The sequence below is a fragment of the Streptomyces sp. NPDC091292 genome (assembly GCF_044757265.1).
Lineage (GTDB): Bacteria > Actinomycetota > Actinomycetes > Streptomycetales > Streptomycetaceae > Streptomyces.
This window is the reverse complement of record NZ_JBIVUQ010000003.1, coordinates 602745-629668: the sequence shown is the minus strand read 5'-3', so window position 1 is coordinate 629668 and position 26924 is coordinate 602745. Positions and strand designations below refer to the sequence as shown.

Sequence of the window (26924 nt, the reverse complement as noted above, 5' to 3'; positions counted from 1 at the left end):
AAGCTGATCGTCGACGTCGAGACCAAGCAGGCCATGCGTCCGCGTGACGCCATGGCGTCGGCCGGCAAGACCCTGGTCGAGCTGTTCGGTCTGGCCCGTGAGCTGAACATCGACGCCGAGGGCATCGACATGGGCCCGTCCCCGGTGGACGCCGCCCTCGCCGCGGATCTGGCGCTGCCGATCGAGGAGCTGGAACTCACCGTCCGCTCCTACAACTGCCTCAAGCGTGAGGGCGTCCACTCGGTGGGTGAGCTTCTGGCGCGTTCCGAGGCGGACCTCATGGACATTCGCAACTTCGGTGCGAAGTCCATCGACGAGGTCAAGGCGAAGCTCGCCGGACTGGGTCTGGGCCTCAAGGACAGCCCGCCCGGATTCGACCCGACCGTCGCCGCCCTGGGTGCGGACCACGACGCGGACGCCGGGTTCGTGGAGACCGAGCAGTACTGACCGCTGCGCCCCGTCGGCCGGGTGTCGCGGCCCGGCCGCTCGGATCTTGCGGTGACGACCCGGTCCGCCCGCTTCAGCGAGTGGCCGGGTCGGCACCGCCCCGGTCAGCGCCGTAGGACACAGTCCCCGCACAGGGCGCCCTTGCCGCCGGGTGCGGCACGGTAGATCAGGCAGCAGCTACGGCGCCGGAAGGTTCCTTCGGGCGTCGTGGTGCTGGTGTCGCGCAGCGGGGGGCGTGCCAGGAGGAGTGAGGTGAGGGTGCGGGTCCGTGCGGTGAGATCCGGACGGGCTGCCGTGATCATGGTCGCCGCTCCGTTGACGGCGGACGCCGTGTTGCCCCACAGGATGTGCCGGGAGAGCGAGAACTCCTCCATGGCAGCGGCGAGTTCGCGCAGCGGGCCGTCCAGGAGGCGCCCGCTCAGCTCGTCGGCGAGCCGGGTCGGCGTGGTGGCGGGGTCACCGGCGAGGGTGTCGTCGGGCAGCGACAAGGGGACCGGGCCGCCGGTCACGGGCTGCCAGCGCAGGTCCGCGAGGCCGGGCGCGAGCACCAGGCCGTGCAGCACGGCGGCGGCCAGCGCCGGGGAGACCAACCGGGCGGCGAGCCCCAGGTGGGCCACGGACGCCGCGACCCGGATCTCGACCGCGTCGCCCGGCTGCCCGCCCGCCACGGCCAGCCGCTCCCGTACGCCGGTCACCCGGGCTTCGAGGAGCGCACGGGACATCGGCTGCCAGGGATCGGGCGGCTCCGTACCGGCCGGGTGGGTGTCCACGGCGAAGAACGGGCCGAGCACGGCGATCTCCCCGATGACCGCGCTTGCCGTAGGAGGCTTGGTCATACGGCGACGGGCTCCGGTTTCTGTGAGGGGGCGGCGGCGTCTCGGATCAGGCGTTGTCGCTGGTGGGGTGAAGGACGGTCTCGGCGATTTCCCGCACTCGGTTCCGCGTGATCGCCTCCCAGCAACCGGGCGGGTTCAATCCCACTGGTACGGCAGGTACTTGCCGTCGAGGGTGATGACGACCCGGTCGCCTGCCGGGTCCGGTACGCGTTGGACGTCGAGGCGGAAGTTGATCGCGCTCATGATGCCGTCGCCGCACTGCTCGTGGATCAGCTCCTTGATGGTCGGGCCGTACACCTGCACGACCTCGTAGAGCCGGTAGATCGTGGGGTCCACGGGGACGGCCGCGTCCAGGGCGCCCCGGGTCGGCTGGAGTTGGAAGGCGAGGGCGGCGTCGTCGCCGAGTTCGAGCAGCGCCGCCGCCGTGGTCGCCTCGTCCTTGCCCATCGGGTGCTGGCCGAGCAGGGCGGCCGTGGTCCAGGCGAGTGGCTTGCCGACGGCTTCGGCGAGTTGGGCCCAGGTGATTCCGGTCCTCACCTTGGCCTGACGTACGGCTTCGGCGGCTTCCCGCTTGCTGAGCATGTGCGTCTCCCTTGTCGACGGTGGTCCGACGGTGGTCCGACAACGGTCCTGATGGCACGTTGGACCAGAGTAGTCAGGGGCGCCGGGCATCGGACCCGGCCGAAGGAAGGAGCACGCGTGGAGAGCGACCGTGGCGTTCCCCCCGGCCAGCGCGCCGTGCACGGCTGGCCCGTCTCGCACTACGGCCCGGTCCCCCGTTTCCGCCCGCACCGCTGGAACCTGCGCGTCTTCGGCGCCACCGGCACCGGCGCCGAGCACACCTGGACGTTCGACGAGCTGACCTCGCTCCCCCGCACCACGGTCGTCGCCGATCTGCACTGCGCCACCGGGCCGACCTCGACGGACCACGAGTGGTACGGCATCCCCGCGACCGCCGTCCTCGACCTGGTGCCCCCCGCACCGGACGTCACCCACGTCATGGCCTGGGCGGAGTACGGCTACGCGGCCAACCTCCGCATCGGTGACTTCACCACCCCCGAAACCGTCCTGGCCACCCATCACGACGGCGAACCCCTCACCGCCGAACACGGCTTCCCGCTCCGCCTGGTGGTCCCCCACCTCTTCGGCTACAAGAGCCCCAAATGGCTGCGCGCCATCGAATACCTGACGCAGGACCGGCGCGGCTTCTGGGAGGAGCGCGGCTACCACAACATCGGCGACCCCTGGAAGGAACAGCGCTACTCCCACCAGGAACAGCCCGGCGACGGCCCGCCGCAGCCCACACGACGATGACGACCGCGCCCGGCGCCTGACGCCGCGTTAGCATCCGGGCATGCCCGATGACCTGCCCCGGCCCGAACCGTTCGTCCCGCAGACCACCCCGGCTGAGCTGGAGGATCTCCGACGGCGGCTGCGCGCGACCCGCTGGCCCGACGCGCCCGACGCGCCCGAGGACGGCGGGTGGGCGATGGGCACCGATGTCGGGTACCTCCGTGAGCTGGTCGCCTACTGGGCCGACGCGTTCGACTGGCCCGCGCAGGAGGCCGCGCTCGGGCGGCTGAACCGGTTCCGGGTGCCGATCGGCGGGCTCGGGATCCACTTCGTGCACGCACGCGCCGTCGCACCGGCCGGACCCGTCCTCCCGCTCGTCCTCAGCCACGGGTGGCCGGACTCGTTCTGGCGCTACACGAAGGTCGTCCCGCTCCTCACCGACCCGGCCGCCCACGGCGCCGACCCCGCCGACGCGTTCGACGTCGTGGTGCCCGACATGCCCGGCTACGGGTACTCCGACCGGCCCACCGGACCGCCCCTCGACTCGATCGCCGTCGCCGGACTGTGGGCGCGGCTGATGAGCGTCCTCGGGTACGAGCGGTTCGGCGCGGCGGGCGGCGACATCGGCAGCCATGTGAGCCGCTACCTCGCCCTGGACCACCCCGACCGGGTCGTGGCCGTGCACCGTACGGACGCCGGGGTGCCCGTCTTCAGCGGCGACCCGGCCGACCTCGCGCCCGAGGAGCGCGCCTGGCTGGAAGAGGGGGCGGCCTGGGGCCGTACCGAGGGCGCGTACGCCGCGATGCACCGCACCAAGCCGCAGACCGCCGCCGCCGGGCTCACCGACTCACCGGCCGGGCTCGCCGCGTGGATCGTCGAGAAGATGCGGGCCTGGAGCGACTGCGACGGCGACATCGAGCGGGCGTACACGAAGGACGAGATCCTGACCAATCTCACGATCTACTGGCTGACCGGGACGATCGGCTCGTCCATGCGCATGTACCGCGCGAACGGAGCGATCCCGCCCGCCCAGCTCGCCCGCCGGGTCGAGGTGCCGTCCGGTTTCTCGCTCTTCCCCGGCGACCTCGTCCGCCCGCCCCGGGCCTGGCTCGCCCGCACCGCGAACGCCGTCCGCGTCAGCGAACCACCGCGCGGCGGCCACTTCGCGGCCTTCGAGGAGCCCGAGCTGTACGCGGAGGAACTGCGGGCGTTCTTCCGCCCGTTCCGGGCCGCGGCCACCGCCTGAAAGCCGCCCCGCTCACCCCCACACCCGCGCCCCTCTCACCCCCACACCCGCTCCGCGTACACCTCGAAATCCGTCGCCTCGCGGCCGAGCACGCGCCGGACGCCGTCGGCCGGTTCGGCGGTGAGCCCGGCGCGGTGCAGGGCGAACATGCCGGCCAGCGCGGCCACCGCGTCCTCCGGCACGCCCTGCGCGAGCAGTTGGCTCCGGTACTCCGCGTCGCTGATGTCCTCGTACGCGATCTCGCGCCCCGCCGCCCGCGCGATGATCGCGATCGCGTCGGCCCAGGGCAGCGTGCGGGGTCCGGTCAGGTCGTAGATCCGGCCGCTGTGTCCGTCCTCGGTCAGCAGGGCAGCGGCCACCTCGGCCACGTCCTCGACGTCCACGAAGGGCTCGGGAACGCCGGCGGTCGGCAGGGCCAGCCGGCCGGACAGCAGGGGCGCCCGCCAGATGTCCTCGTCGAAGTTCTGCGCGAAGTTGTTGGGCCGGATGATCGACCAGTCCGCGCCCGACGCGCGCACCGCCCGCTCGGCGGCGACCATGCTGTCCCCGAAGCCCGCGCCGGGGCCGCCCTCGTACTCGCCCGCGCCCCGTCCGGACAGCACCACGAAGCGGCCGGCGCCCGCGCGGACGGCCTGCCGTACGAAGGGGTCCACCGGGGCCGGATCGTCCGGCGCGATCAGGTACACGGTCGCGATACCCGCCACGGCTGCGGCCCAGGTTTCCTGTTCGTTCCAGTCGAAGCGTGTCTCTCCGGAGCGGGAGGCCGCGCGTACGCTCCGCCCGGCCTCCCGCAGCCGCCGTACCACCCGTCGGCCGGTCTTGCCGGTCGCACCCAGAATCAAGATCTCGTCTGCCATGTCCTCAGCGTGCCCGAAGGGCATCCGCCGTCCCATGTGCCGCCGTCCGCGAAGGATGTCCGACCGTACGCGGAACCCACGACCGTACGCTGACGGGTATGGACCCCTTCGACGATCTCCTGCTCGGTGTCCGTGCCGAGGGCGCCCTGTTCGACCTCTCGGTGACGACCGTGCCGGACGCGCCCGTGCGGTTCGCGGACGGGGCGGCGCTCACGCTCTGTGTGCCGTTGCGCGGCGACGGCACCGTCAGCGGCGGCGCGGACGAACGCGCCCTGAAGGTCGGCGAGACGGCGATCGTGCGCGGGCCCGACGCGTTCACGTTCAGCGGGGACGCGGTCCTGCTGGTCGGCACGTACCACATCCGGCGCGAGGTGCCGCGACGGCTGCTGCGGGTCCTGCCGCCGCTGCTCGTCGTGCCGGACACCGACGGGTGCGACGCGATGCGCGAGTACCTGGAGGCGCAGCTCGCCGAGGCGCAACGCCCCGGCCGGCAGATCGTCCTCGACCGGCTGCTCGACTGGCTGCTCGTCTGCACCCTGCGGGACTGGTTCGACCGGCCGGAGGCGGCGCCGCCCGGGTGGTACCGCGCCCTCGCCGACGAGGTGGCGGGCCCGGCGCTGCGCGCCATCCACGCCTCCCCCGACCGGCCGTGGACGCTCGCGTCACTGGCCCGCGAGGCCGGAGTGTCCCGTACGACGATGGCCAAGCGCTTCGCCGACGTGGTCGGTGACTCGCCGCTCGCCTACCTCACAGAGTGGCGAATGACGCTCGCCGCCGATCTGCTGGCGGACGCCCCGGCCACGACGGTCGCGACGGTGGCCCGCCGGGTCGGTTACGCGGACGCGTTCGGCTTCAGCGCGGCGTTCAAGCGGGTCCGGGGCGTGAGCCCGAGCGAGCACCGCCGCGCGGACGCCGCTGTCCGGGCTATCCGAACCGCCCGTTGACGTAGTCCGCGGTCCGCTGGTCCCTCGGGTCGTGGAACATCGCGTCCGTGTCGCCGTGCTCCACGATGCCGCCGGGGGTGCCCTGTTCGGCGAGGAAGAAGGCGCAACGGTCCGAGACGCGGGCGGCCTGCTGCATGTTGTGCGTGACGATGACGACGGTGACCTCACCGGCGAGTTCGCCGATCGTCTCCTCGACGCGCCGCGTCGACGTCGGGTCCAGCGCCGAGCAGGGCTCGTCCATCAGCAGCACGCGCGGGCGGACCGCGAGCGAGCGGGCGATGCACAGCCGCTGCTGCTGACCGCCGGAGAGCGCGCCGCCGGGCTGGCGCAGCCGGTCCTTGACCTCGTTCCACAGGCCCGCCTTGGTCAGGCAGTACCGGACGAGTTCGTCCTTCTCGCCCTTGCCCATCCGGACGCCCGTGAGCTTCAGGCCCGCGGTGACGTTGTCGTAGACGGACATCGCCGGGAACGGGTTCGGCTTCTGGAACACCATCCCGATCTGCTTCCGGGCATCGGTCAGGCGGCGTTCGGGCGCGTACACGTCGTCGCCCGCGAGCAGGACCTCGCCCGCGAGCGCGGCCGACGGGATCAGCTCGTGCATGCGGTTGAGGATGCGCAGGAACGTCGACTTGCCGCAGCCGGACGGGCCGATGAGCGCCGTGACCCGGCCGGCCGGCATCGTCAGCGACACCCGGTCGAGGACCTTGTGGTCACCGAACCACGCCGAGATCTGGCGGGCCTCCAGTTCGGCGGCGACGCCCGCGGCGGCGGCCGGGGACGGGGGTGCCGCGGCGGGCAGGGGGACGGTGTCGGCGGGGGACGCGGTCACGGTGATGTCCTTCGTACGGTGTCGTTGGTGGGGCTCACAGGAGGTGTCACGGGGGCGGTGTCACAGGAGGTTCGGGAGGAGGAGGGCCGCTTGGTCCGCGGTGAAGAAGGCGAGGGCGCCCAGGACCGGGACCCCGACCACCCACGCCTCGCGGCGGCCCGATCTGGCCCGTATCCACGTCAGCGCGGCGGCGGCGAGCGCGAGCGCCTGGCCCCAGAGGACCAGCGGCAGCCAGGCCCCGTTCTGGACGGCCATCGGCTTCTCGTCGTCGGGCAGCGACGCGGGCGTGTGCAGGGGGGCCGCGCCGGGCTGTACGGCGGAGACCAGGTCGGCGTCCACGCGGAGCAGTCCGGCGGGCAGGAACGCGGTCCCGTCGCCGGTGATCAGCGTGAGCCGGCCCTTCCCGGCCGCCGGAAGCGGCGGCTGGGGGTCTCCGGCGCGGCGGACGCCGAGCACCTTGTACGTGTGGCGGCCCTGTCCGGTGGTGACGGTGAACGTCTCGCCCGCTTCGAGCTGGTCGATGTGCGCGAACGGGCCGCCGTACGCGGCCTGCCGGCCCATCACGATGCTGACGCCCGGCTGGCCGGGCAGCACGGTGTCCCGGCGGTGGCCGGGCGCCGAGGCGAGCACTTCGGAGGTGGTGCCCTCCTCGACGACCTGCCGGAGGCCGAGCTGCCGGATCTCCAGGAGCGCCACGGGGGTGCCGGTCGGGTACGGGTTGCCCTTCGGGTCGCGGGGCCCCACGGGTGCGGTGGCGTTGGCGAGTTGGGCGCGGAGTTCGGAGTGCGCCACCTTCTGGTCGCGGCCGTGCCGCAGGTCGCCGAGCGGGCCCAGGTTGGCCACGAAGAGCAGGAGCAGGGCGGCCAGGATGGTCAGCGCGGTGCCGGTGGCGCGCAGCGCCGGGCCGGCCGGGCGCACCTCGCGCGCCCGGCCGGCCGGTGGGGCGCCGACCGCGCGCTCCAGGGTGTTCTGGACCACCGTCACCTCACCCGCACGGACTTGGTCGTGGCGGTGCCGTTGGCGTGACCTGCCCGCTTCGCGGTGACCGTGACGGTCAGCAGGTGGCCCTTGTCGGCCTTGACCGCCTTGTACGTGGTCTTGGTCGCGCCGCCGATGGTCCGGCCGTCGCGCTTCCACACATAGCTGTACGAGGTGGCGGCGGGCGTCCAGGTGCCGGACTTGACGGTGAGCGTCTTGCCCACGCTCGGAGTGCCCGTGATGGAGGGGGCCTTGACCACCTTGAGGGCGACACCGGTACCGACGGTCACGGCGGGGCTGGTCGCCGGGGTGCTGCCGCCGCTGTTCTTGCCGGTGGCCCGGCAGGAGACCTTGTGCGTGCGGTCGGTGGAGGAGAGGACCCGGGTCGACGCGGTCGCGCCGCTGATCGACGCGCCGTCCCGCAGCCACTGGTACGCGACGGAGGTGGCGTCCTTGAACGTCACCGCGCAGGTGACCTTGGAGCCGACCTTGGCGGTGCCGGTGACCTTCGGCGGCGAGGTGACCGTCGGCGGGCGGACGGTGACGGTGAACGGGACCGCCGCCGACGTCGAGCCGGTGTAGTCGGCCGTGTTCGCCGGGGCGAACTGCGCCTTCAGGGAGTGCGCGCCGACCGCCAGGGTGCTGGTGGTGAGCGTCGCCGTACCGGCGGAGACGGTGACCGGGGAGCCGACCTTCGCGGTGCCGTCGAGGAACTGCACGGTGCCGGGCGCCGTCGTGGGGGCGACCTTGGCGGTGAGCTTGACCGAGGTGCCCTGCGTGACGGGGCTGCCGGGCGAGGTCGTGAGCGTCGTCGCCGTGGTCTGGGCGACGGGGGGCGGGGTGTTGCGGTACGTCGTGTTCGAGGTGAACCAGACGGACCCCTTGAAGTCGCCGTAGGTGGCGGCGCCGAACGCCTTGCGGCAGGTCAGCGTGTACTCGTACTGACCCTCCAGCGTGGTGAACCCGGCGAGGCTCGCGTAGTCCCGCATGGTCGACGTCAGCGGCACCTCGAAGCCCGCGCCGGAGCCCGGGTACAGCTCGACCGGTGAGGTGCCGACGACGTTCTGGCCCTCCGCGGGGAAGCCCTTGCCGTTCACCTTGACGATGACGTGGTCGGCTTCGGCGGGGCAGGCGCCGGACGTCGTGAGGGACATGGACGTCGTGTCGGTGCCGGTGGCCGGGTTCGCGGTGAGCGTGCCCAGGGTGTCGGCGCGGGCGTCAGGGGCGCCCGCGCCGAGCAGCACGACCGCGCCGACGGCGGCGGACAGCACGGCGGCGAGCGTCCGGCGGGGCGCCGCCAGGATCGGGGCCGTCAAGGTCGGAGCGAGTCCCATCAGTTGCCTCCGGTGGGGAAGTTGAGCAGGCCGCGGCGGCGGGCCCAGCGGACGGTGAGCGCGCCGAGGCCGATCAGCGTCAGCGACAGGAGGGACAGCGCGGTCGCCTGCGCGCCGGTGCTGGCGAGAGCGCCGCCCTTGCCGGGGACCTCGGTCGCGATCTCGGTCGAGCCGCCCGTGGAGCCACCGGAGCTGTCGGAACCGTCCGTCGTACCGCCGTCCGTCCCCGTACCGCCGTCGGTCGTCCCCGGGTCGGTGGTCTCGCTGGGGACGGCCGTGTCGCTGGGCTCGGCGGTGTCGCTCGGCTCGGGCGAGTCCGACGGGGACTCCGACTCGGTGGGCGGGGTGGACTCGCCGGGCGACGACGGGGTGGGGCTGCCGGAGTCGGAGGGGCCGGGGCCCGCCGGGTCGGTGTCGCGGTACTCGGTGGGTGAGGTGAACCAGATCGAGCCCTTGAAGTCACCGAAGGTGGCCTCGCCGAACGCCTTGCGGCAGGTCACGGTGAACTCGTACTTGCCCTCAAGGGTCTTGAAGCCCGCGACGCTGGCGTAGTCCCGCATGGTCGACGTCAGCGGCACCTCGTAGCCCGCGCCCGCGACCGGGTACATCGCGGTGGGCGAGTTGCCGACGACGTTCTGGCCGTCGGCGGGGAAGCCCTTGCCGGAGACCTTGACGATCAGGTGGTCGCCGTCGGCGGGGCAGGCGCCGGACGTGGTGAGGGTCATCGGGCTGTCGTCGGCGCCGGTCTTCGGGGTCACCGCGACCGTGCCCAGGGTCTCGGCGTACGCCGGGGCCGCGCCGAGCAGCACGGTGCCGCCCGTGGCGGCGAGCAGGGACGCGGCGGCGACGAACGCCGGCCGCTGGAAACGCTTGGTGAGCATGGAGATCTTCTCTTTCCTGGCCTGTGAGGGAAGGGGAACGGATGCCGCCGCACGGGCGGCGCGGCGGGTGCGGCGCCGGCGCAGCAGCAGCCGCGCCGTCACCCCCGCGACGAGCAGGAGGAGCAGCGCGAGCAGCGCCCACGGCACGGTCCAGAAGTCGGTGGAGCGCGTGGCGCCCGGCAGCGCGGGATCGATGTCGCCGCCGACCGGGACGGGGTCGACGGTGACGGTCGCGGTCGACCGCACGGCCGGGAACACGTCGCGCACGGTCGCGGTGACCTTGAGGGACGCGCCCGGCAGCAGCTCCTTGACGGCGGGCACCTTGCGGGCGGTGCGCGGGCCGCTGACGAAGTTGCTCACCCGGACCGTCTGCCGTGCCCCGAGGCGGACGTTGCCGGTGTTGCGGAGGGTGTACGTGACGGTGGCGGAACCGCTGCCGACGGGGTTGGCGGTGCCGTGGTAGGTGGCGTGCAGGTCCTCCACGGTGAGCCGGGGCTTGAGTTCCCCAGCCACCCTGATGTGGACGCGCGCCCCGACGCGCTGCTCGACGGCGACCCGCTCGCCCTTGGCGCCGGTACGGGTCGACGCCAGCGCGGCGACGATGCCCGCCGCGTGATCACCCGGCGACGCCTTCGCCGGGATCGTGAGGGTGAACGGCACGATCGTGCGGGACCGGGCGGGGACGACGATCCGGCGCTTGGCGGGCGCGACCCACGTACCCGCGTCCTTCGACTTGCGGCCCCGGGCCAGCAGGTCGAACCCGCCGTCCTCGGTGGTGAACGCGTCGCTCGCGTACACCGAGAGGGTCAGCGGCCGGGCGCTGTGGTTGACGACGGCGAGGTGGTCGCGGACCGCCGCGCCGGGCGTCGCGCTGTACGAGAAGTCGCTGCGCCGGTCCGGCTTCTTCGGACCCGACGGCTGGACGCCGAAGGTGGCCCGGCCGTCTCCGGTCCCGGTACGGACCACCCCGCTGTCGGCACGGGCGGACGCCACGGCACCGGGGGCCGGGAGGAGGACGAGCAGGCAGGCGAGGAGCGCGGTGCCGAGGGCGAGGGCACGGGCGGCCATGGGGTTGCTGGTCATGTCAGGCGTCCGATCGGGGCGGGGCGCAGCGAGGAAGGGCGGCGGCAGGACGGGCGGTACGGGCATGTGCACCCGTACCGCCCACCCCGCGCTCAGTGGTGACGCACGATCAGTTCGCGAGGGGTTCGCGTCAGATCGCGGTCAGGGTGAGGGTGGCCGTGTAGGTGCCGGCCACCGTGGACGTCGGGACGGTGAGGGCCAGGTCGGCGCCGAGGTGCGCGGTGCCGAGACCGGTGCCGCCCGCGAGGGTGCGGGAGGACTTGAGACCGGCGGTGCCGGTGTCGCCGGGAGCGAGCGCCGCCGCCGGGCCGACCTTCGCGCCGGCCGTGACCTGCTGGGCCGAGACGTTGTCGACGACCTTGGGCGTCCAGCCGAGGTTCTGGCCGTTGATGGTGTGCGTGGCGCCGTCGGAGAAGTCGGTCACCTGGCCGCTGACGGTCCAGCCGGGGTTGCCGGCGCGGGTGTCGGTGAGGGTGACCTGGTTGATGGCACCGGTCGTGGTAAGCATCTCGCCGTTCGCCTCAAGCTGGGGCGAGGGCAGGACGACGTGCGGGTCCTGGACGGAGATGACCAGGGCGCCCGCCTCCACGGTGGTGGTGATGTCCTGGGACGTGGAGACGCCCGCGAACGCACCGACCTTGAAGGGGATGTTGCCGGAGTCCGACGCGGCGTACGTGCCGTCACCGGGCACGAAGCTCGCCGTGAACGAGTGGTCGCCGGGGGCCAGCGCGCTGGTGGTGAGCGCCGCCTGACCGTCCGTCACCTTCACGGTGCCGAGGGTCGTCGTCGTACCGCCCACGGTGTCGGTGAACTTCACCGAACCGTTCGCACCGGCCGGCGCGACGGTCGCGGTGAGCGACACCGGGCTGTACTGCGCCGCGGTGTCCGCCGGGGACACGACGAGCGCGGTGGTGGTGGGCTTCGCGGCGACGGCCTTCACCTGGTGGGCGACGGCGGCGGACGCGGAGGCGTTGTAGCCGGAGCCACCGGGGGTGAACTCGGCGGTGAGCGAGTGGTTGCCCACCGTCAGGTTGCTGGTGGTCAGCGACGCGGTGCCGGAGGTGACGGCGACCGGGCTGCCCAGGGCGGTGGCGCCGTCACGGAACTGCACGGTGCCGGTGGCGCCCGCGGGGGCGACGGTGGCGGTCAGGGTGACCGCGTCGCCCTGGTCCGTGGAGCCCGACGGGGACACCGCGAGGGCGGTGGTGGTGTCGACCTTCACGGCCGGGTCGTTCGCCTGGTACGCCGTGTTCGACGTGAACCAGATCGCGCCGGTGAAGTCACCGAGGCTGGTCCCGTTGAACGCGGTGCGGCAGGTGACCGTGAAGTCGTAGCGGCCCTGGAGGGTGCTGAAGCCGGCGATGTTGGCGTAGTCCCTCATCGTCGACGTCAGGGGGATGTTCATCCCGCCGTCCGCCGTCGTGTTGAACGTCTCGATCGGCGCGTTGCCGACCACGTTCTGGCCCTCGGCGGGGAAGCCGGAGCCCTTGACCGACACGATGACGTTGGTCGCGTTGTCGGGGCAGGCGCCCGACGTGCTGAAGTCGATGCCCGAGTCGTCGGCACCGGTCTTCGGGTTGATGGCGATGGTGCCGATCTCGGCCGCCTGGGCGGACGGGGCGACGACCAGGCCGGCGCCCACGGCGGCGACGAGGGTCACGACACCGGCCGAGAGGTTCCGCAGGGGTCTCTTGGAGAACACGCTCAAAGCCCTTCTTCGATCAGGAAAAGCGCGTCGGGGTTACGGGGTCTGCTTGCTGGTGTCGCCGCAGTTCGGGTTGGTCGCGAAGCCGTAGTTGTTGATGACCTCGCCCTGCTTGCAGATCAGCGAGTCGGAGCCGGTGAAGACGGTGCTCCACGGGGCGGTGCCGATCTTGCTGGTCGGGATCACGTTGTAGACCTCGCGCTTGATGCCGAAGTCGCTGTTGAGGACCGTGGCCGACTTGCCGTCGATGGTGCCGAGGATGGCGCGGCCCCGGACGTCGGCGACGGTCGCGCCCTGCGCGATGTACTGGGCGGTGGAGAAGGGCACGATCGACTTGTCGTCGAGGACGCGGCCGTCGTGCTCCTGGATGGGCGTGGTGCCCTTCTTGTCCTTGATGCAGGGGTAGACACCGGCCGTGACGTCGGCCTCGGTGATGCCGACCTGCGAGATCCAGTAGCTGCGGGTACCCGAACCGGCCTGCGGGAGCAGGGCGTTGACGCTGAAGTTCGGGCCGGTCCCGACGTAGTTCGGGTCGCAGTGGTAGATCGCCTTGAGGTCGGCGAGGGTGAGCTTGCGCGGCAGCACGCTGGACGGCGTGATGGCGTAGGTCACCGAGTCGACGGCGAACGGGACGTAGGTGAGGCCGGGGGACGCGGCGGCCAGGTTCAGGCTGGACGAGCGCGCGAAGTCCAGGCAGCCGTCGCCCGCCTGGAGCGAGTTGACGAGCGCGGTGCGGCCGGCGCCCGAGCCGTTCGGCCGGGTGATGGCGCACTTGTTGTTGACGGCGGGGTCCTTGGTCGTGATCGTGGGCGCGCCCACGGCGTTGTAGGAGCCGAGGACCTTGGTGCCGTTGATGGTCACGGTCTGCGAGAGACCGTTCATCACGTCCTGGGTGGTGTCCGATCCGACGCCGGCGAGCTGGCGGTAGGTCGGCGTACCGGTCGGCTCGGCGTTCGCGGTGCTGCCGACGGTGACGGCGATGAGCGCCGCACCTGTCGCGGCCATCGCGATCTTCTTCATCTTCACCTTTGCGTTACCCCTCAGCTAGGCTCGTGCTGGTGTTGAGATCCGCGATCGCTCGCGGGTCGCCGGGTTCCGGCCGTTCCGGAACATCCGGCACCGGTCGGGGGTGGTGCCTCCGCCCCCGACCGGTCGCTCAGGTGCCGTCGTCGCGCCGCAGATCCCGCAGCCTGGCCGCGAGCACGGGCGCCACTCTGGGCAGGAGCGGGCCGCCTACGGCCGCCGCGACTCCGGTGATCAGGACGATCAGGACGACATAGCGCACCGCGCCGAGCACCCAGGCCGGTGTCAGCGACGACTCCGCCTCGGCCGCCGCCTTCTGCGGCGGCGAGGTGGCCGTGGCGCCGGGCGACGGGGAGCCGGACGGGGACGCGCTCGCCCCGCCGCCACCCGGTGCCGCACCGCCCGCCGCGCCGCCGGAGCCACCGCCCGTACCGGCGCCGGAGCCCGAGCCGTCGCCCGTACCCCCGGTGCCGCCGCCCGTCGTACCGCCGCTCCCCCCGGCCGAACCCCCGTCGCCCGACGGCTCCTTGCCCGCCTGCGCGGCGATGGTGGCCGCCGCCCGGACGGTCTGGTCGCGCAGCGCCTTCGGCAGCGGCGCGTAGCCCTCGGGCAGGGTGCCGGCCGCGACGCCGGGCGACTGCCCGGGGCCGGCCGCGTACCGCAGGAACTCGGCGTAGTCCTTGCCCTCGGCGGCGGTCAGCCGGGACGGGACGGTGGCCGCGTAGGTGAGCGAGGTCAGCGGGTACGCCTTCTTCGCCGTGGTGTTCGCGGGCACCGGTTCCAGGACGTCCTTCACCGCGCCCGGCTTCATCGCGGCCTGCCCGGCGACCAGCGCCGACGTGGTCGGGGCGATGTACTGCCCGGCCGCGTTGCGCAGTTTGGCCGGGGTCAGTCCGTAGCGGAGGGCCGACGAGGTGTCCGCGAGGGCGAGCATGGCGCGCTGCCCGGCGGGCTGCACCGGGTCCTTCTTGTAGCCGGGCGGGGTCGCCGTCTTGTCCCAGGTGGTCCGGGCCAGCGGGTCGCCGCGCCCGGCCGCGCGGGCGGCGCCGTGCAGGTCGGAGGTGTACGGGTGCTTGTCCTGGACGCACAGCGGGTTGTCCGGGTGGTCCTCGAACTGCTGGCAGAACGGGTCGCTCTTCGGGAAGTGGTCGAGCGGCAGCTTCAGCTTGCTGTAGTGCGGGTTGACCTTCATCCCGGAGTTCTTCGGGTCGCCGTACTTGCCCGCGTTGTCGGGGGTGCCGTCGAGGAATTCGCGAGCCGCCGGGTCCTGGTCGACCCAGCTCCACAGCAGGGCGGCCGTGTCCGCGAGCGCTTCGGGGACGACGACGTCACCGAGCTTGCCGCCGAAGTTGAGGTCGGCGTACTCCGGGTTGAGCCGCACGAACTCCGGATCGTGGCCCAGGTTGTACGGGTTCTTCTCGGTGCTCGGCGCGAACCGCGAGTTGCCGTCCTGGTACGACTCGGTCAGCAGCTTCGCCACCAGCCGCTGGCTGAGCTTGAGGCTCGTCATCCGGCGGCCGTTGCGGGCCTGGACGTCCTCGGGTGCCCAGCTCGGGGCCTGGCTCTCGATGAGGAAGCCGATGGTGAGCCCGGACAGGGCGACCGGCGCGTACACCGGGGTCTGGCCCTCGGGTATCTGCCCTGCGGCGGCGGGCCGGTTCATGAAGACCATGCCCGGATTGCCGGAGCCGAGCTTGGCGCGCGCGGTGTCGTCGGTGACCTGGGCGTACCCGAAGATCGTTTTGCCGCCGGTACGGCAGAGCGCGGGCTGCCAGCGGCTGACGGCCTCGGCGACCATCTCGTTGCCGAGGGTGGGGCGCTCGTCGGCGCCGAGCGGGCAGAACTGGCCGAGCGGTTCGAAGTGCAGCGGGACGACGAGGCGTGCGGCCCAGTTGGTGGCGGACAGCGGCGACGATTCGAGGAAGCCGCTGGCGCGTGCCGTGTACCGGGAGCCGTCCACCTCGGTCTGGCCGCGCGGCACGACGACCAGCCAGCAGCGGCGGCCCTCGCTCTGGTTCGCGCTGCCCGCCTCCGCCTCGCCGCAGCCGAGCCCCGGCGCCTCAAGGGCGGTCTGCGCCTCGAAGTACACCTCGCCCGCGCCGTCCGGGTTGGTGCGCGCGTAGGGGACCTCGTTGGTGGTGCTGGCGTCGAAGAAGTCGTTGGTGGCGCCCGTGGCGGTCTCGCCGGTCACCGAGCGGAACGGGGTGTACGAGACACCGCTGGGCGACGGCGGCGGCAGCTTCTGCTCGGGGTCGACCAGGTTGCCGCCGTAGTTGAGCTGACGGCTGTTGGTGTACGCGCCCGCGCCCTGACCGCCGACGCCGGGCCCGAACGCGGACGAGCCGCCGAACTGGCACTGCTCCGGGCTCGGGCCCTTCGCGTCGTCGCCCCAGCACTGCATGATCTGGAGGTAGTCGGCCGCGTAGGCGGTGTCCGAGACGGTGGGCTCGGCGCCCTTCCAGGAGACCTTGACGACCTGGTTGACGAGGTGCTGGGTCTGCTCGACGGTCACCTTGAGCGCGGCGAAGTCGCCCGTGCCGGAGACGGTGACCGGGGAGGGGCCGGTGCCGGACGACGCCTGCCGGACCGACCCGGCGGAAGCGGCGGAAGGGGCGGAACCGGCGGGTCCGGCGGCCAGGAAGGCGCCCGCACCGAGGGTGCAGCAGAGCGCGACGACGACCGCGGTGAGCGCCCGGTGGACGCGGCGGGCCCTCATGACCCGGACTTCCGTGCCGTCAGGAGCCGCGACAGCAGCGGGGGTCCGACCGTGACGACCACGAGGAGCAGCCCCGCGAGAACGGTCAGGACGATCCGCGCCGAGCCGCCGAGCGCCCCGGAGGTGGACACCGGTACGGCGAAGGCGTCGCCGCCGCCCGCTCCGGCCCCGGCCGCGTCACCCGTGCCGCCCGCGCCGAGCGGCTGCCCGGTGTCCGGGTCGATCGCCGTGCCGCCGTCCGCCGAGGCACCCGGGCTGGCGCTGCCGCCCGTCGCCCCGGCCCCGCCGCTCGCCGCCGCTCCCCCGGTACCGCCCGTACCCGCACCGCCGGTCGACCCGCCGCCCGACGCCGTACCACCACCGGTACCGCCGCCCGAGCCGGAGCCCGCGCCCGCGCTGCCGCCCTGGGGCACCGTCGGCTTCTTGTCGCCGCCGGTTCCGGTGGTGCACTGGGTCGCGCCCTGCTTGTCGCAGGCGGGCGGCATGGGGGCCGTCTTGGCGAGGGTGTTGGTGCCGTCCTCCGAGAAGGTGGGGTTGCGGCAGTTCTTGATGTTGACGTTCTCGACGTCGACGCCGGGGATCTTGCGGACCTGGTCGAGTCCGGCCTCGACCAGGTTCACCGGCAGCGGCGAGTAGCCGAGGTTGTCGACGTGCTGCTGGCCCTGGCAGAGGAAGTAGTACGAGAACGCGCCGAGCGTCTTGCCCTTCTGGGCGTTGAAGTTGGACTCCAGTTTCGTCGGCACGACCATGTAGCTGTAGCTGGACAGCGGGTAGTTGCGGGCGTCGTTGCGCTTGTTGCTGTAGACGCCGTCGAGGATCTGGGTGAGGTACTGGGGCGAGGAGCTGTTGTCGTTGATCCGCGCGTCGAGCAGCGACACGGCGACGTTCTGCGCGGTCGGCTCGGTGTAGTAGCCCGCCTTGTTGAGCACCTTGGCCACCGGGAATCCGGTGGTGTAGACGGCGTACGAGTACTCGACGTACGTGATCGTGCCGATGTTGCCCGCCTGGGCGACATACCCGGAGACACCGTTGGACCCGGACTGGGCGACGAAGCCCTTGCCGGGGACCAGCGGGTAGTTGGAGGTCGTGCCGCAGGGCGTGGACCGTCCGGCCTTGGCGCAGTAGTCGTCCCAGACCGACCCGTGCTCCTTCGCCATCCAGGCGGTGAGCTGCGCGGTGGTGCCGGAGCCGTCGGACCGGACCACCGGAACGATTCTGCGGGCGGGCAGCGACGCGGCGAGGCCCGGGTTGTCGGCCTTGATCGCGGGGTCGTTCCACAGCGTGATGCCGCCCGTGAAGATCTTGGCGATCACGGGCCCGGAGAGCCGCAGGTTGGTGACCCGCTGGTTGCCGATGCGCAGGTTGTACATGAACGAGGTGCCACCGGCCACGATCGGCATGTACGCGTACTTGCGCGAGGGCGGCGAGTCCACGACGCCGGAGTCCTTGACGCCGTACGGGATCTCGGAGACGCCGTAGTCGACGGTGCCGTTGCGGAACTGGTTGCGGCCGTCCGACGAGCCGGTGCCGTTGTAGTTGACCGTCATGCCGTACTGCTTGACGTTGGCCCGCCACTGGTCCAGCGCGTTCTGGCTCCAGGTGGAGCCCGCGCCGGAGATCGGGACGTACGACGCGGCGGCGGCCTGCTGGGCGGGCGGAAGCAGCCCGAGCAGCACCAGGGTGGCCACGGCGAGGGCGGCGAGCGCGGCTCGGACGCCTCGGCTGCGCCTGCTGGTACGGGGGTCTCCTGTACGGGGGCCTGGCGGCGCCGGAGGGGTTCCGGACATCGGAAAGCGACTCCTGTCGGTGGGGCGGGGCGGTTCTGGGGGTGCGGTGGATCAGCTGACGGGTGGCCCTGCGGGGTGACCGGCTGGTCCGGCACCGGGTGGCGGCGCGGGCTCGGCCGTACGGGCGCCTTCGGGGGCGGTCTCGTCGCGCATCCGTTCGCTGTCGCGGCGGGACGCCAGCACCCTGCGGTGGATCTGGCGCTTGGTCAGCTCGCCGGGTCCGCGCCCGCCGATGATCCGGGCGAGCACGAAGAGCAGCAGGACCAGGCCCATGAGCAGGGCGGCGGTGCCGAAGCCGCGGGCGATGAAGCTCGGCTGCGGCGACCGGACGAGTTCGAAGGTGGCGAGCGGCAGTGAGACCTGGGCGCCGCTGAACGCGTTGAGGTTGAGATCGCCGGTGGACCCGGCGGTGAGCAGTACCGGAGAGGTCTCGCCGATGCCGCGCGCGGTGCCGAGGATGACGGCGGTGGTCAGACCGGACCGCGCGGTCGGCAGGGTCACCGTCCAGATGGTGCGCCACTGGCTGGCGCCGAGCGCGAGGGACGCCTCCTTGAGCGATCCGGGCACCAGCCGGATCACCACGTCGGACGCCCGGATGATGATCGGCAGCATCATCACGCCGAGGGCGAGCGCGGCGGCGAAACCGGACTTCTGGTTGCCGAGCATCAGGATGAAGGTGGCGTAGATGAACAGGCCCGCGACGATCGACGGGAGCGCTGTCATCGCCTCCACGATGGTGCGGACGAACCGGGCGTAGGCGCCGGGGACTTCATTGAGGAACACGGCGCAGGCGAGGCCGAGCGGCACGGTGATCAGGAGCGCGATGGAGATCTGCTCCAGGGTGCCGACGATGGCGTGCAGCACGCCGCCCATGCTGAGCGGCTGCATCGGCCCGGTCCGCGACATGTCGTCGGTGAAGAAGTTGAGGTGCGGCAGCGCGGAGCGGCCCCGCCACAGGGTGTACGCGACGACGAAGACGAGGACCGAGACGACCAGCAGGGCGAGGCTGTAGGCGACCACCGCCGCCACCCGGTCCCGTACGGCGATGGCGTCTTCCTGGAAGGAGACCAGGACGGCGTACAGCCCAAGGAAGAAGACGTACGCGACGACGACGAAGCCGAGCGGCGCGTCGAAGGGCGCGATCCGCGTGAACAGCAGGACGGTCAGACCGATCGCGCCGGCCAAGGCGCCGGTCAACGCGCGTATATCGCCGGGCCGGAAGGCGGCGGCGGTGCGGCGGGTCTCGGGGTGGGCGGCGGGGTCCGTGGGTGCGGGGGTGACGGTACGGGGGGCTTCGGCGGGGGTTGCCTTGCCGGTGCCGGCGTGTTCCTGGCCGGCGGTCTGGCCGGCCTGTTGGGTCTGTTCGATCTGGTCGATGTGGTGCATGTCAGGCCTCCGCCCCCGCTCCGGAGCGGCTGCGGGCCACGATGGAGGAGGCGATGAAGTTGACGACGAGCGTCATGAGGAAGAGGGCGAGCCCGGCGGCCATCAGCGCCGACATGCCGAAGGTGCCGGCGGAGCCGTAGCGCAGGGCGATCAGCGAGGAGACGGAGTTGGAGCCGTTCTCCAGGATGTGCGGCTGGATCACGAACACCGGCGAGATGATCATGTACACGGCGATGGTCTCGCCGAGGGCGCGGCCGAGCCCGAGCATCGTGCCGCCGATCGCGCCGCCGCGCCCGAAGGGCAGGACGACGGAGCGGATCACGCCCCAGCGGGTCGCGCCGAGCGCGTAGGCGCCCTCGCGTTCGCCGGGCGGCGCCTGCGAGAACGTCTCGCGCATCACGGAACAGGTGATCGGCATGACCATCAGCGCGACGACGATCCCGGCGATGAGCGTGGACGAGGTGTAGACGGTGAGCGGTGCGAGCGGGTCGTCCGCCTGGGCGCCGTCCACCCGGAACAGCGGGATCCAGGAGAAGTAGGTGGCGAGCCAGCGCGACAGACCGACGACGTGCGACTGGAAGAAGAAGAACCCCCAGAGCCCGTAGACCACGCTGGGCACCGCCGCCATCAGGTCGATCAGGCTGACCATGGTGCGGCGGATGCGGCGCGGCGCGTACTCGGTGATGAACAGCGCCGTCCCGAGGGCGAGCGGCACGGCGACGCAGATCGCGACGAGTCCGATCAGCACGGTGCCGGTGAGGACGGCGGCGATACCGAAGTTCTTGGAGTCGGGCTCCCACGCCGAGGTGGTGACGAAGGACCAGCCCGCCACCCGCAGCGCCTCCCAGGCACGGAAGGTGAGGAACGTACCGACCAGCAGCATGATGACGAGCACGATGCCGCCGCTGCCCCGGGCGAGACCCCGGAACAGCCGGTCGGCGAACCCGGCGGAGCGCTTGATGGCGCGTGGCTCGTCGGGGGGTGCGGGCTGTGCGGGCTGCGGTGCGGCGGGATTGGGCGCGGTGAGCGTCATCGCGTGCGTGCTCCGGCGGAGTCGGCGACCGGGGGAAGGACGGGCGTACGGGGGGCGGGGTTCGCGAGGGTGGCGGTCCTGCCGGGCGCGGCGGGCGGCCAGGGGGGAGGGCGGTCGTCGCGCGGGTTCGAGAACCGGCGCCCGCCCAGGGCGACGAGACCGGCCGCCACCCGCGCCTCGGGCACCGCCCGCAGGAAGTTGGTGAGGCTGTACTGGCATTCGCGCTGGCGCTGGTAGGACCGGCTGGACACGGCGACCCGGCGGCCGTCGAGTTCGAGGCGCCAGACCCAGAGGCCCGACGTCTCGGAGACGGCGAGCACGGGGCGGGCCCGTACCACGTCCTCGCGGAGCGACTCCACGGCGGCACGGCAGGCCGCCAGGCCGGGATGGCTGTCCCAACCCTGCCCGAGTCCGCGGTTGTTGGCGCCGAGCAGCCTCCATCCGACGGAGACCACCGGAGCCGCCGCGACGGTGGTCGCGGCGCCGGCTCTCGGCAGAAACAGAAAGCGCGGGTGATTCATGGCCACCCCCCCTCCGGACACACGTCGGCGTCCGGTGATATTGGCCGATTCCCATCACCGGCCGACCTGACCCTCACGGTGTCGGGCGCCCGTGCGCTCACGCGTGCATGAACACCGGACATCGGCCAACTGAACGGGGTGTGCAAGCCCTTCACATCCCCAGCACGACGCCCCGCCCACCGGTCCCGGACGCCTAGCGCAATCGACTGTGCGAGCACCAGAGGGGTGACCGGATTCGACCCGGGAACGAACCATGCAAAAAGGGGCCGGGACCGGGCGTGGAGGTCACTTGGCGGACCGGTTCGACGGGGGCGGAGGCGGAGGCGGCGTCACCGTCCCACCCACCCCCACACCCCCGAAACCAGCGCCCTGATCCCCGTCGGCAGAGCGGTCTTCACGTCCGGGGCGAATTCCGGGGAGTGGTTCGCGGGGAGGGCGGCGAGCTTTTCGGCAGGGGTGCCAGGGGTGTTCGACCAGGTGGTGGGGGAGATCGTGCCGAGCATCCAGTACGCCAGCGGAATGCCGCTGTGGCCGTGGAGTTCGGTGCCCGCGTCGCCGTAGAGCGGGAAGTCCTCGGTGGCGAGGGACGGGGGCCAGGCGGAGACGCGTTCGGGGCCGTAGAGGGTGGTGTGGGCGGCGCGTACGCGGGCCGTCGCCTCCGGGTCGGGGTGCGTCACCGGGGAGCGGGAGGTGATCCGAACCTCCGGGTCCCGGGGGCAGCCCGAGGCCGCGCACTCGGCGCGCACGATCCGTTCCACGGCAGCCGTCATCCGGTCGAGCGCCGCATCGGACAGGGCCCGGACGGTGACGGAGAGTTCGGCCCGGTCGGGGATCAGGTTGCCCGCCGTACCGGCGTGGAAGGCACCCACGTTCAACACGACCTGCTCCCCCGGCGCGCACTCGCGGGACACCGCGCCCTGGAGCCGCAGTACGGCCGCCGACGCGGCGAGTACCGGGTCCACCGCCAGGTGCGGGGTGCCCGCGTGGCCCCCGCGCCCGTGCACCGTGATCTCGAAGCCGACGCTTCCGGCCAGCACCGGACCGTACCCGTGCGCGACCATCCCCGCCGGGAGCGGCACCGCGTGCTGCGCCATCACCACGTCGGGGCGCCCGAACCGCTCGTACAGCCCGTCCGCCAGCATCGCCCGCGCGCCGGTCAGCGTCTCCTCGGCGGGCTGGCCGACCACGACCAGCGTCCCGGACCAGTGGTCACGGGCGCGGGCTCCGGCGAGCAGCGAGGCCGCGCCCATCGCCGCCGCCATGTGCAGATCGTGCCCGCAGGCGTGTGCGACGGGGCCCTCACTGGCGTACGGGAGTCCGGTCCGTTCGGTCAGGGGCAGCGCGTCGAGTTCGGTACGGATCATGACGCGCGGGCCGTCACCGTTGCGCAGCACGCCGACGACACCGTGGCCGCCGACGGACTCGGTCACCTCGTACCCCGCATCGCCGAGCCACTTGCCCAGTTCGGCGGCCGTGCGGTGTTCGTCGCCGGAGAGTTCCGGGCGGTGGTGGAGGTCCACGTACAGCGCGACGGCGGGGCGGAGCACGTCGGCGAGTCCGGAGAGGGCGGGCCGGGGGTCCGGGGTGTCGGGGGTGGGCGGGCCGGCGTTCATCCGCGCCATCATCCCCGCCGCCCGCCGGTCCCCGCTGTCATCCCGCTGACGCGCGCCGTCAGTGGAACACCTGCCGATGTGCCAGCGGTGGCGGTTCCAATGGTCGGGTACGAGCACGGCTCTCCGGGCTGCCCTCGCGGGCCGCCCTCGTCCCCCAAGGAGTCACCATGGCCGACAAGAACACCCTCGCCTCGCTCGCCGACGAGATCATGGAGCTGGAGTCGGAGACCTTCGAGATCTCGGACTACTCGGACGCCAGCGAGGTCGTGCTCGCGGGTTCCACGTCGTGCAGCTCGACGTCGACGTGTTCCTCGACCACCAGCACCACCTCGTGCAGCGCCTGATCGCAGCGCACCCGGCATGAGGAGGGGGCGGCATCCGGGGGCATTCCCCCACGGATGCCGCCCCCTTCGCGCGCCCCTTCGTCCCGTCAATCCGGCTTCCTGCCCAGCCGCTTGATGAACCGCGCCCATTCCGCTAGGACCCTGCGGCGCAGCGCTTCGATCTCGGGGTCGCGCACATTCCACGAATGCTCGTGCGCGTGCCCCTGATAGAGCGTGCACGCATCGCCGTGCGGACCGCCCGGGGTCTCGCACCAGGGCAGGGACTCGAACCGTGGGGGCGCCTCAGTCGTCCACCGCGCCCACAGTGGCGGCGCCATTCCGTCCGGCCAGTCCCAGGCGTGCTCGTCCTGGTGCCCGAGGGCGAGTTCGCAGCGGACGCGCCGGGGCGCGTAGGCGAGATCACCGCCGTATAACCGCCCTTGCCCGGCGAGGATCGCGAAGACGAGGGCGGCGGGCCGCACATCGGCGGTGGCTTTGCATTGACGCATGTGTTGTCCAAGGGGGAGAGAGGAAGAGGCCCCGCCCGTAAGCCAAGGGGGCGTCACGAGGGTGGGGTTACGGCCGCGCGAAACACAGCGCGGTCGGCAAGGGTGAGAGCGCCGAACGGGGCGAATCAGCAGCCATTCCCGATCATGGTTAGCCGACCGACTGTCTGCATCAGCACGCCACACAGGGCCATAGCCTGGTGACACCCTGTCAGGCTTCGGGAGTTGGTCACCGTGGTTCAGTATCTCGTCGGCTCGCGCGCAAGCAATCTCGCCAAAGCTCAAGTGCGGGAATACCTGCGACCGCTCCGCGAACGCTTCCCGCACGTCACTTTCACGCATCGCGTGATTCTGGAAGGGGGCGACAAGGACCGTAAGTCGCCCTTGTCGAGCGTTTCCGCCGTCAGCGGCGGGTCTGCATTCAGCAGCGAGCAGGAAGCGGCTTTGTCGCGGGGTGACGTGGACGTGATCGTCCATTCTCTGAAAGACCTTCCGACGGCGAACCCGAGCGGGCTCACGTTGCTGCCCCCGCCTGGGCGCGAGGACGTGCGCGATGCTCTGTGCGGCTCGACCCTCGCGGGATTGCGTAAGGGCGCGCGGGTCGGCACGGGGGCTCCTCGGCGCATCGCGCAGCTACTCGCGGTACGCCCGGACCTTGAAATCGTTCCGATCCGAGGGAATGTCCCGCCCCGATTGAAGAAGATCGAGACCGAGGGGCTGGACGCGGTGGTTCTGGCCGCTGCGGGGCTCCGCCGGCTCGGCCTGGCTGACGCGATCGGCGAATTGCTGCCGCTCGACCTGTTCCCGCCGAGCCCCGGCCAGGGTGCATTGGGAATTCAGGTCCGGACGGACGAGCCCTCGGCCCCGTTGCGCGACATCCTGTCCACGGTCGGCGACGTGTCCGTCGATGCCGAAATCAGGTCGGAACGCGCGCTGCTCGCCGAGCTTCACGGAGGGTGCAGCGTTCCCGTGGGCGCATACGGCGAGACCCTGCCGGACGGCGAACTCAGGCTGTTCGGTCAGGTCAGTTCGCTGGACGGTACGGAGCAGGTTTCGGGAACCCTGACCGGCCCGTCCACCGAACCGGAAAAGCTCGGTGCGGCACTGGCCGCGACGCTCATCGACCAGGGCGCGCATGCGATCCTCGACGCGGTACGGGCCGCTCTCGCGGCTAGGTGAGCTGCCGGGCTATGTCGAGCGCCGCGTACGTGACGCTGCCGCTCGCCCCCGCCCTCTTGAGCATGGTGAACAGTTCGACCAACAGGCGCACATCGCGCCGTCCCGACTCGGGGTCCATCCGGGTCAGCGCCGTGTACTCACCGGACACGGAGAACGGGAACAGGGGCGCGCGGGTGACGCCCCGGAGCGTGGCGAGCACATCCGCCGTGAACTGCGCGGGCTCCAAAAGGATCATGTCGGCGCCCGCCGCTTCCATCCGTAAGGCAGTGTCGATGAATTGGTCGGCCTTCCCGGGGTTGATCTGAAACTCCCGGTCGACCCCCGCTTTCGGGGTGGCACCCATCGTGAGCCGGAATCCGTCGTACAGGTGGGACCAGAAGATCACGTGAGGCATGACGGACACCGCTTCGTGCCCCGCCTGGTCGAGTGCCCTACGCGCGCCCCCGACCGTGCCGAGCACCATGGACGCGGGGCCGACGATGTCCGCGCCCGCCTCCGCGTGAGCGACGGCCTGACGGGACGTGACCTCGACAGTGCCGCGTACGTCGGGCATTCCGTCGCGACTGGTCAGATAGCAGACGCCGTCGGCGGTGTACGAGCACAAGCACGTCTCCGTCATGACGGCGAGATCCGGGGCGGCGCTCTTGACTTCGCTCACAGCGCGAGCCATCAGCGAACCGGCGTGGACCGAGGCTTCCCCCGTGGCGTCCCGCCGGGTCGACTCGGCGAACAGCTTCACGGACGGGACACCGAGCCGCACAGCCTCGCGTGACACTGCGGGAATCTCCGCGAGGGTCACCGTGGGCATGGGGCGGTCGGCGGGCTCCTCGGTGACGAGTAGCACCATGGACAGATCGGCGGGGGTGAGCGCCCGCGGTTCCAGCAGCCTGCGCACCGCCCGTCGGCTCCGGAGCGGGCTCGTCGCCCTGGTCGTCGTTCGTGTGCGGTGGTCGGTGGTAGCGGTCACGGGTCGTCCCTCGTTTCAGTTGGTCGCGACGTGAACCGCCCCGAGCGGTGGGGCGTACTGGTCAGCGCTCGGGGTCGGTGGCGCTGCTCCTCGCCCGTCGGAACGGGCGGGGCGGGCTCGTCCGTGGGCAGGCGGATCGGGCAGGCGGAGAAGGTGTACGTGCAGTCCGTGTCCCGGAAAGTGGCGCACAGTGGGTGGCCCGCCTTGATGTGGTCGCGGGCGGCGCGTTGCCTGTCGGGGTCGGCGGCCCAGGCCCGTAACTCCGTCGGGCAGTCGGGTACGGGCGTGGTCGCCTTGCGCATGGTCGGGCGGACCCATGTCGCCTCAGTCGGATCGGGGTCCAGCCGGTCCGCGATGCGCCGCGCCTCGCCCCGAAGCCAACGGAGCGTCAATATCGGCGAGATGGATGCGAAGGTGCCCAAGACGTGCCGCACGGATTCGCCCGTCCCGTACACCGGTCCCTCGCCGCGCACCTCGGACCAGTAGCCCTCCGGCTCCGGTCGGCAGTTCACGCGGGGCCCTCCCGCCACAGCACCCAGGGCCGTTCGATGACTTCGGCGTAACTGGTGTGCTCGGGATGGGCGCGCAGGTGGGCGAACACCCAGGTCTGCGGCTCGGTCGGGTCGGTGCTCGGGGCCGACTTCGCGTCGCACTCGATGTCATCGTCGGTGAGCGTGAGGCACCGGAACGCGTATGTGTTCGGCGGGGCGTCATCATCCTGATCGGGCCGCAACCGCCATCTGACGAACCCGAACGTCCTGGTCCCCTCCGCCCCCCTCATGGCGACCACGTCCGCGGCGATGTCGCTGATCAGCCGGTCCACGTCAGCAGGCGAGGGTGTCAGGCCGTCGTCCGGTGCGACCGCTTCCGTTTCCACAGGGCGCTCCATACGGCGGTGCCCGCTCGGCAAGGTGCACCACCTGCGGACGCGGAGCCGCGCGCGCCGGCCGCGTAGTCGCCCGAGGGCGAGCACGCCGTCCGCCCACAGCCGCACGCGGTCGATACGGCTCGGGGGCGGCCCGTGGTCGGAGTCGCCGAAGATTCCGGCAAGCAGATCGATGTCGCGTTCCCGGCAGTACCTCGCCAGGGCCTCCGCCCGCGCCGCCGAGACCCGCCCCCGCCGGAACGGGAAACGTAAGCGGCTCACAACCGAAACCGCGCACGGTCCCGGTTCTCCGCCGCCGCCTTGGCCCGCAAACGCTCGGCGCTTCCCGGCGGCTCCACGTCACCCGGGGCCGCGTCCCACTCGACGCCGCCACCGGGCGGGCGCAGTAAGTAGCGTCCGTCGTTCTCGCCACGGAACTCGCCCACCTTGTCCGTGACGGTGTCGTACAGAACCGTGCCGACATCCGGCACGCCCGCCGCGGCGTCGTGCAGTCCACGGCGCCGCGCACGGTCGGCTTCGGTCCTTCGCGTGTTGCTGGTCATCGTGCCCCC

The 26924-nt window shown here is 72.2% G+C and carries 26 protein-coding genes; 6 read left to right on the top strand and 20 right to left on the bottom strand.

What is annotated here, in order from left to right:
* The coding region (locus ACIQNU_RS14150; protein WP_401365591.1) for a DNA-directed RNA polymerase subunit alpha C-terminal domain-containing protein at window positions 1-447 on the top strand (447 nt) is incomplete at its 5' end.
* 104 nt (window positions 448-551) lie between these two features.
* On the opposite strand, the gene ACIQNU_RS14145 is transcribed toward ACIQNU_RS14150, so the two are convergent.
* Window positions 552-1283, bottom strand: coding sequence for a (2Fe-2S)-binding protein (locus ACIQNU_RS14145; RefSeq protein ID WP_401365589.1), 732 nt, complete (start codon window positions 1281-1283; stop codon window positions 552-554).
* A gap of 135 nt (window positions 1284-1418) precedes the next feature.
* Complete coding sequence (cynS, locus tag ACIQNU_RS14140; protein ID WP_401365587.1) at window positions 1419-1865, bottom strand: cyanase; 447 nt, start codon at window positions 1863-1865, stop codon at window positions 1419-1421.
* A 51-nt stretch (window positions 1866-1916) separates the two neighbouring features.
* On the opposite strand from cynS, the gene ACIQNU_RS14135 reads away from it, so the two are divergent.
* On the top strand, window positions 1917-2597 hold the full coding sequence (locus tag ACIQNU_RS14135; RefSeq protein WP_401365585.1) for a molybdopterin-dependent oxidoreductase: 681 nt from the start codon (window positions 1917-1919) through the stop codon (window positions 2595-2597).
* A 40-nt stretch (window positions 2598-2637) separates the two neighbouring features.
* Window positions 2638-3822, top strand: a complete 1185-nt coding sequence (locus tag ACIQNU_RS14130) for an epoxide hydrolase family protein (protein ID WP_401365583.1) — start codon at window positions 2638-2640, stop codon at window positions 3820-3822.
* Between the two features lie 35 nt (window positions 3823-3857).
* On the opposite strand, the gene ACIQNU_RS14125 is transcribed toward ACIQNU_RS14130, so the two are convergent.
* Window positions 3858-4679 (bottom strand): NAD(P)H-binding protein, encoded by an 822-nt coding sequence (locus tag ACIQNU_RS14125; RefSeq protein ID WP_401365581.1) that lies wholly within the window; start codon window positions 4677-4679, stop codon window positions 3858-3860.
* A gap of 98 nt (window positions 4680-4777) precedes the next feature.
* Here ACIQNU_RS14125 and ACIQNU_RS14120 point away from each other — a divergent pair, with 98 nt between their 5' ends.
* Window positions 4778-5623 (top strand): AraC family transcriptional regulator, encoded by an 846-nt coding sequence (locus ACIQNU_RS14120; protein WP_401365579.1) that lies wholly within the window; start codon window positions 4778-4780, stop codon window positions 5621-5623.
* Here the strand turns inward: ACIQNU_RS14120 and ACIQNU_RS14115 are convergent.
* The 12 genes from ACIQNU_RS14115 to ACIQNU_RS14060 form a co-directional block, all read right to left on the bottom strand.
* Entirely contained in the window at window positions 5604-6422 is an 819-nt protein-coding gene (locus tag ACIQNU_RS14115) for a phosphate ABC transporter ATP-binding protein (protein WP_401365651.1), read from the bottom strand. The two genes, ACIQNU_RS14120 and ACIQNU_RS14115, sit on opposite strands and share 20 nt — an antisense overlap.
* Before the next feature lie 90 nt (window positions 6423-6512).
* Window positions 6513-7430, bottom strand: coding sequence for a sortase (locus tag ACIQNU_RS14110; protein WP_401365578.1), 918 nt, complete (start codon window positions 7428-7430; stop codon window positions 6513-6515).
* A 2-nt stretch (window positions 7431-7432) separates the two neighbouring features.
* The gene (locus tag ACIQNU_RS14105) at window positions 7433-8764 is read right to left on the bottom strand and encodes an Ig-like domain-containing protein (protein ID WP_401365576.1); all 1332 of its coding nucleotides are present in this window, start codon (window positions 8762-8764) and stop codon (window positions 7433-7435) included.
* Complete coding sequence (locus tag ACIQNU_RS14100) at window positions 8764-10728, bottom strand: WxL protein peptidoglycan domain-containing protein (RefSeq protein WP_401365574.1); 1965 nt, start codon at window positions 10726-10728, stop codon at window positions 8764-8766. Before ACIQNU_RS14100 ends, ACIQNU_RS14105 begins: the two co-directional genes overlap by 1 nt.
* A gap of 130 nt (window positions 10729-10858) precedes the next feature.
* The gene (locus ACIQNU_RS14095; RefSeq protein WP_401365572.1) at window positions 10859-12430 is read right to left on the bottom strand and encodes an Ig-like domain repeat protein; all 1572 of its coding nucleotides are present in this window, start codon (window positions 12428-12430) and stop codon (window positions 10859-10861) included.
* 39 nt (window positions 12431-12469) lie between these two features.
* The gene (locus ACIQNU_RS14090; RefSeq protein ID WP_401365570.1) at window positions 12470-13453 is read right to left on the bottom strand and encodes a hypothetical protein; all 984 of its coding nucleotides are present in this window, start codon (window positions 13451-13453) and stop codon (window positions 12470-12472) included.
* Between the two features lie 136 nt (window positions 13454-13589).
* Entirely contained in the window at window positions 13590-16172 is a 2583-nt protein-coding gene (locus ACIQNU_RS14085) for a hypothetical protein (protein ID WP_401365569.1), read from the bottom strand.
* Window positions 16169-17959: a phosphate ABC transporter substrate-binding protein PstS gene (locus ACIQNU_RS14080; RefSeq protein WP_401365567.1), complete on the bottom strand. Its 1791-nt coding sequence runs from the start codon at window positions 17957-17959 to the stop codon at window positions 16169-16171. The genes ACIQNU_RS14085 and ACIQNU_RS14080 overlap by 4 nt, the downstream gene beginning before the upstream one ends.
* A gap of 51 nt (window positions 17960-18010) precedes the next feature.
* Entirely contained in the window at window positions 18011-19345 is a 1335-nt protein-coding gene (pstA, locus tag ACIQNU_RS14075; protein WP_401365565.1) for a phosphate ABC transporter permease PstA, read from the bottom strand.
* 1 nt (window position 19346) lies between these two features.
* Window positions 19347-20378 carry a phosphate ABC transporter permease subunit PstC gene (gene pstC / locus ACIQNU_RS14070; RefSeq protein ID WP_401365564.1) on the bottom strand — a complete coding sequence of 344 codons (1032 nt, stop codon included), beginning with the start codon at window positions 20376-20378 and terminating at the stop codon, window positions 19347-19349.
* Window positions 20375-20899 (bottom strand): hypothetical protein, encoded by a 525-nt coding sequence (locus ACIQNU_RS14065; RefSeq protein WP_401365562.1) that lies wholly within the window; start codon window positions 20897-20899, stop codon window positions 20375-20377. The genes pstC and ACIQNU_RS14065 overlap by 4 nt, the downstream gene beginning before the upstream one ends.
* Window positions 20900-21228: 329 nt before the next feature.
* A complete protein-coding gene (locus tag ACIQNU_RS14060) occupies window positions 21229-22512 on the bottom strand; it encodes an amidohydrolase (protein ID WP_401365560.1) in 1284 nt (427 codons plus the stop codon).
* Between the two features lie 167 nt (window positions 22513-22679).
* On the opposite strand from ACIQNU_RS14060, the gene ACIQNU_RS14055 reads away from it, so the two are divergent.
* The gene (locus tag ACIQNU_RS14055; protein ID WP_365816541.1) at window positions 22680-22856 is read left to right on the top strand and encodes a thiazolylpeptide-type bacteriocin; all 177 of its coding nucleotides are present in this window, start codon (window positions 22680-22682) and stop codon (window positions 22854-22856) included.
* An 86-nt stretch (window positions 22857-22942) separates the two neighbouring features.
* Here ACIQNU_RS14055 and ACIQNU_RS14050 read toward each other — a convergent pair whose 3' ends face one another.
* Window positions 22943-23344: a hypothetical protein gene (locus ACIQNU_RS14050; protein WP_401365558.1), complete on the bottom strand. Its 402-nt coding sequence runs from the start codon at window positions 23342-23344 to the stop codon at window positions 22943-22945.
* Window positions 23345-23575: 231 nt separating this feature from the next.
* Between ACIQNU_RS14050 and hemC the strand changes: the two genes are divergently transcribed.
* Window positions 23576-24520: a hydroxymethylbilane synthase gene (gene hemC / locus ACIQNU_RS14045; protein WP_401365556.1), complete on the top strand. Its 945-nt coding sequence runs from the start codon at window positions 23576-23578 to the stop codon at window positions 24518-24520.
* Here hemC and ACIQNU_RS14040 read toward each other — a convergent pair.
* The 4 genes from ACIQNU_RS14040 to ACIQNU_RS14025 are packed head-to-tail and all read right to left on the bottom strand — an operon-like array spanning window position 24513 to window position 26915.
* Entirely contained in the window at window positions 24513-25487 is a 975-nt protein-coding gene (locus ACIQNU_RS14040) for a hypothetical protein (RefSeq protein WP_401365555.1), read from the bottom strand. The two genes, hemC and ACIQNU_RS14040, sit on opposite strands and share 8 nt — an antisense overlap.
* The gene (locus ACIQNU_RS14035; RefSeq protein ID WP_401365553.1) at window positions 25484-25999 is read right to left on the bottom strand and encodes a hypothetical protein; all 516 of its coding nucleotides are present in this window, start codon (window positions 25997-25999) and stop codon (window positions 25484-25486) included. The genes ACIQNU_RS14040 and ACIQNU_RS14035 overlap by 4 nt, the downstream gene beginning before the upstream one ends.
* A complete protein-coding gene (locus ACIQNU_RS14030; protein WP_401365552.1) occupies window positions 25996-26634 on the bottom strand; it encodes a hypothetical protein in 639 nt (212 codons plus the stop codon). The genes ACIQNU_RS14035 and ACIQNU_RS14030 overlap by 4 nt, the downstream gene beginning before the upstream one ends.
* Window positions 26631-26915 carry a hypothetical protein gene (locus ACIQNU_RS14025; protein WP_401365550.1) on the bottom strand — a complete coding sequence of 95 codons (285 nt, stop codon included), beginning with the start codon at window positions 26913-26915 and terminating at the stop codon, window positions 26631-26633. The genes ACIQNU_RS14030 and ACIQNU_RS14025 overlap by 4 nt, the downstream gene beginning before the upstream one ends.
* Window positions 26916-26924 lie beyond the last annotated feature (9 nt).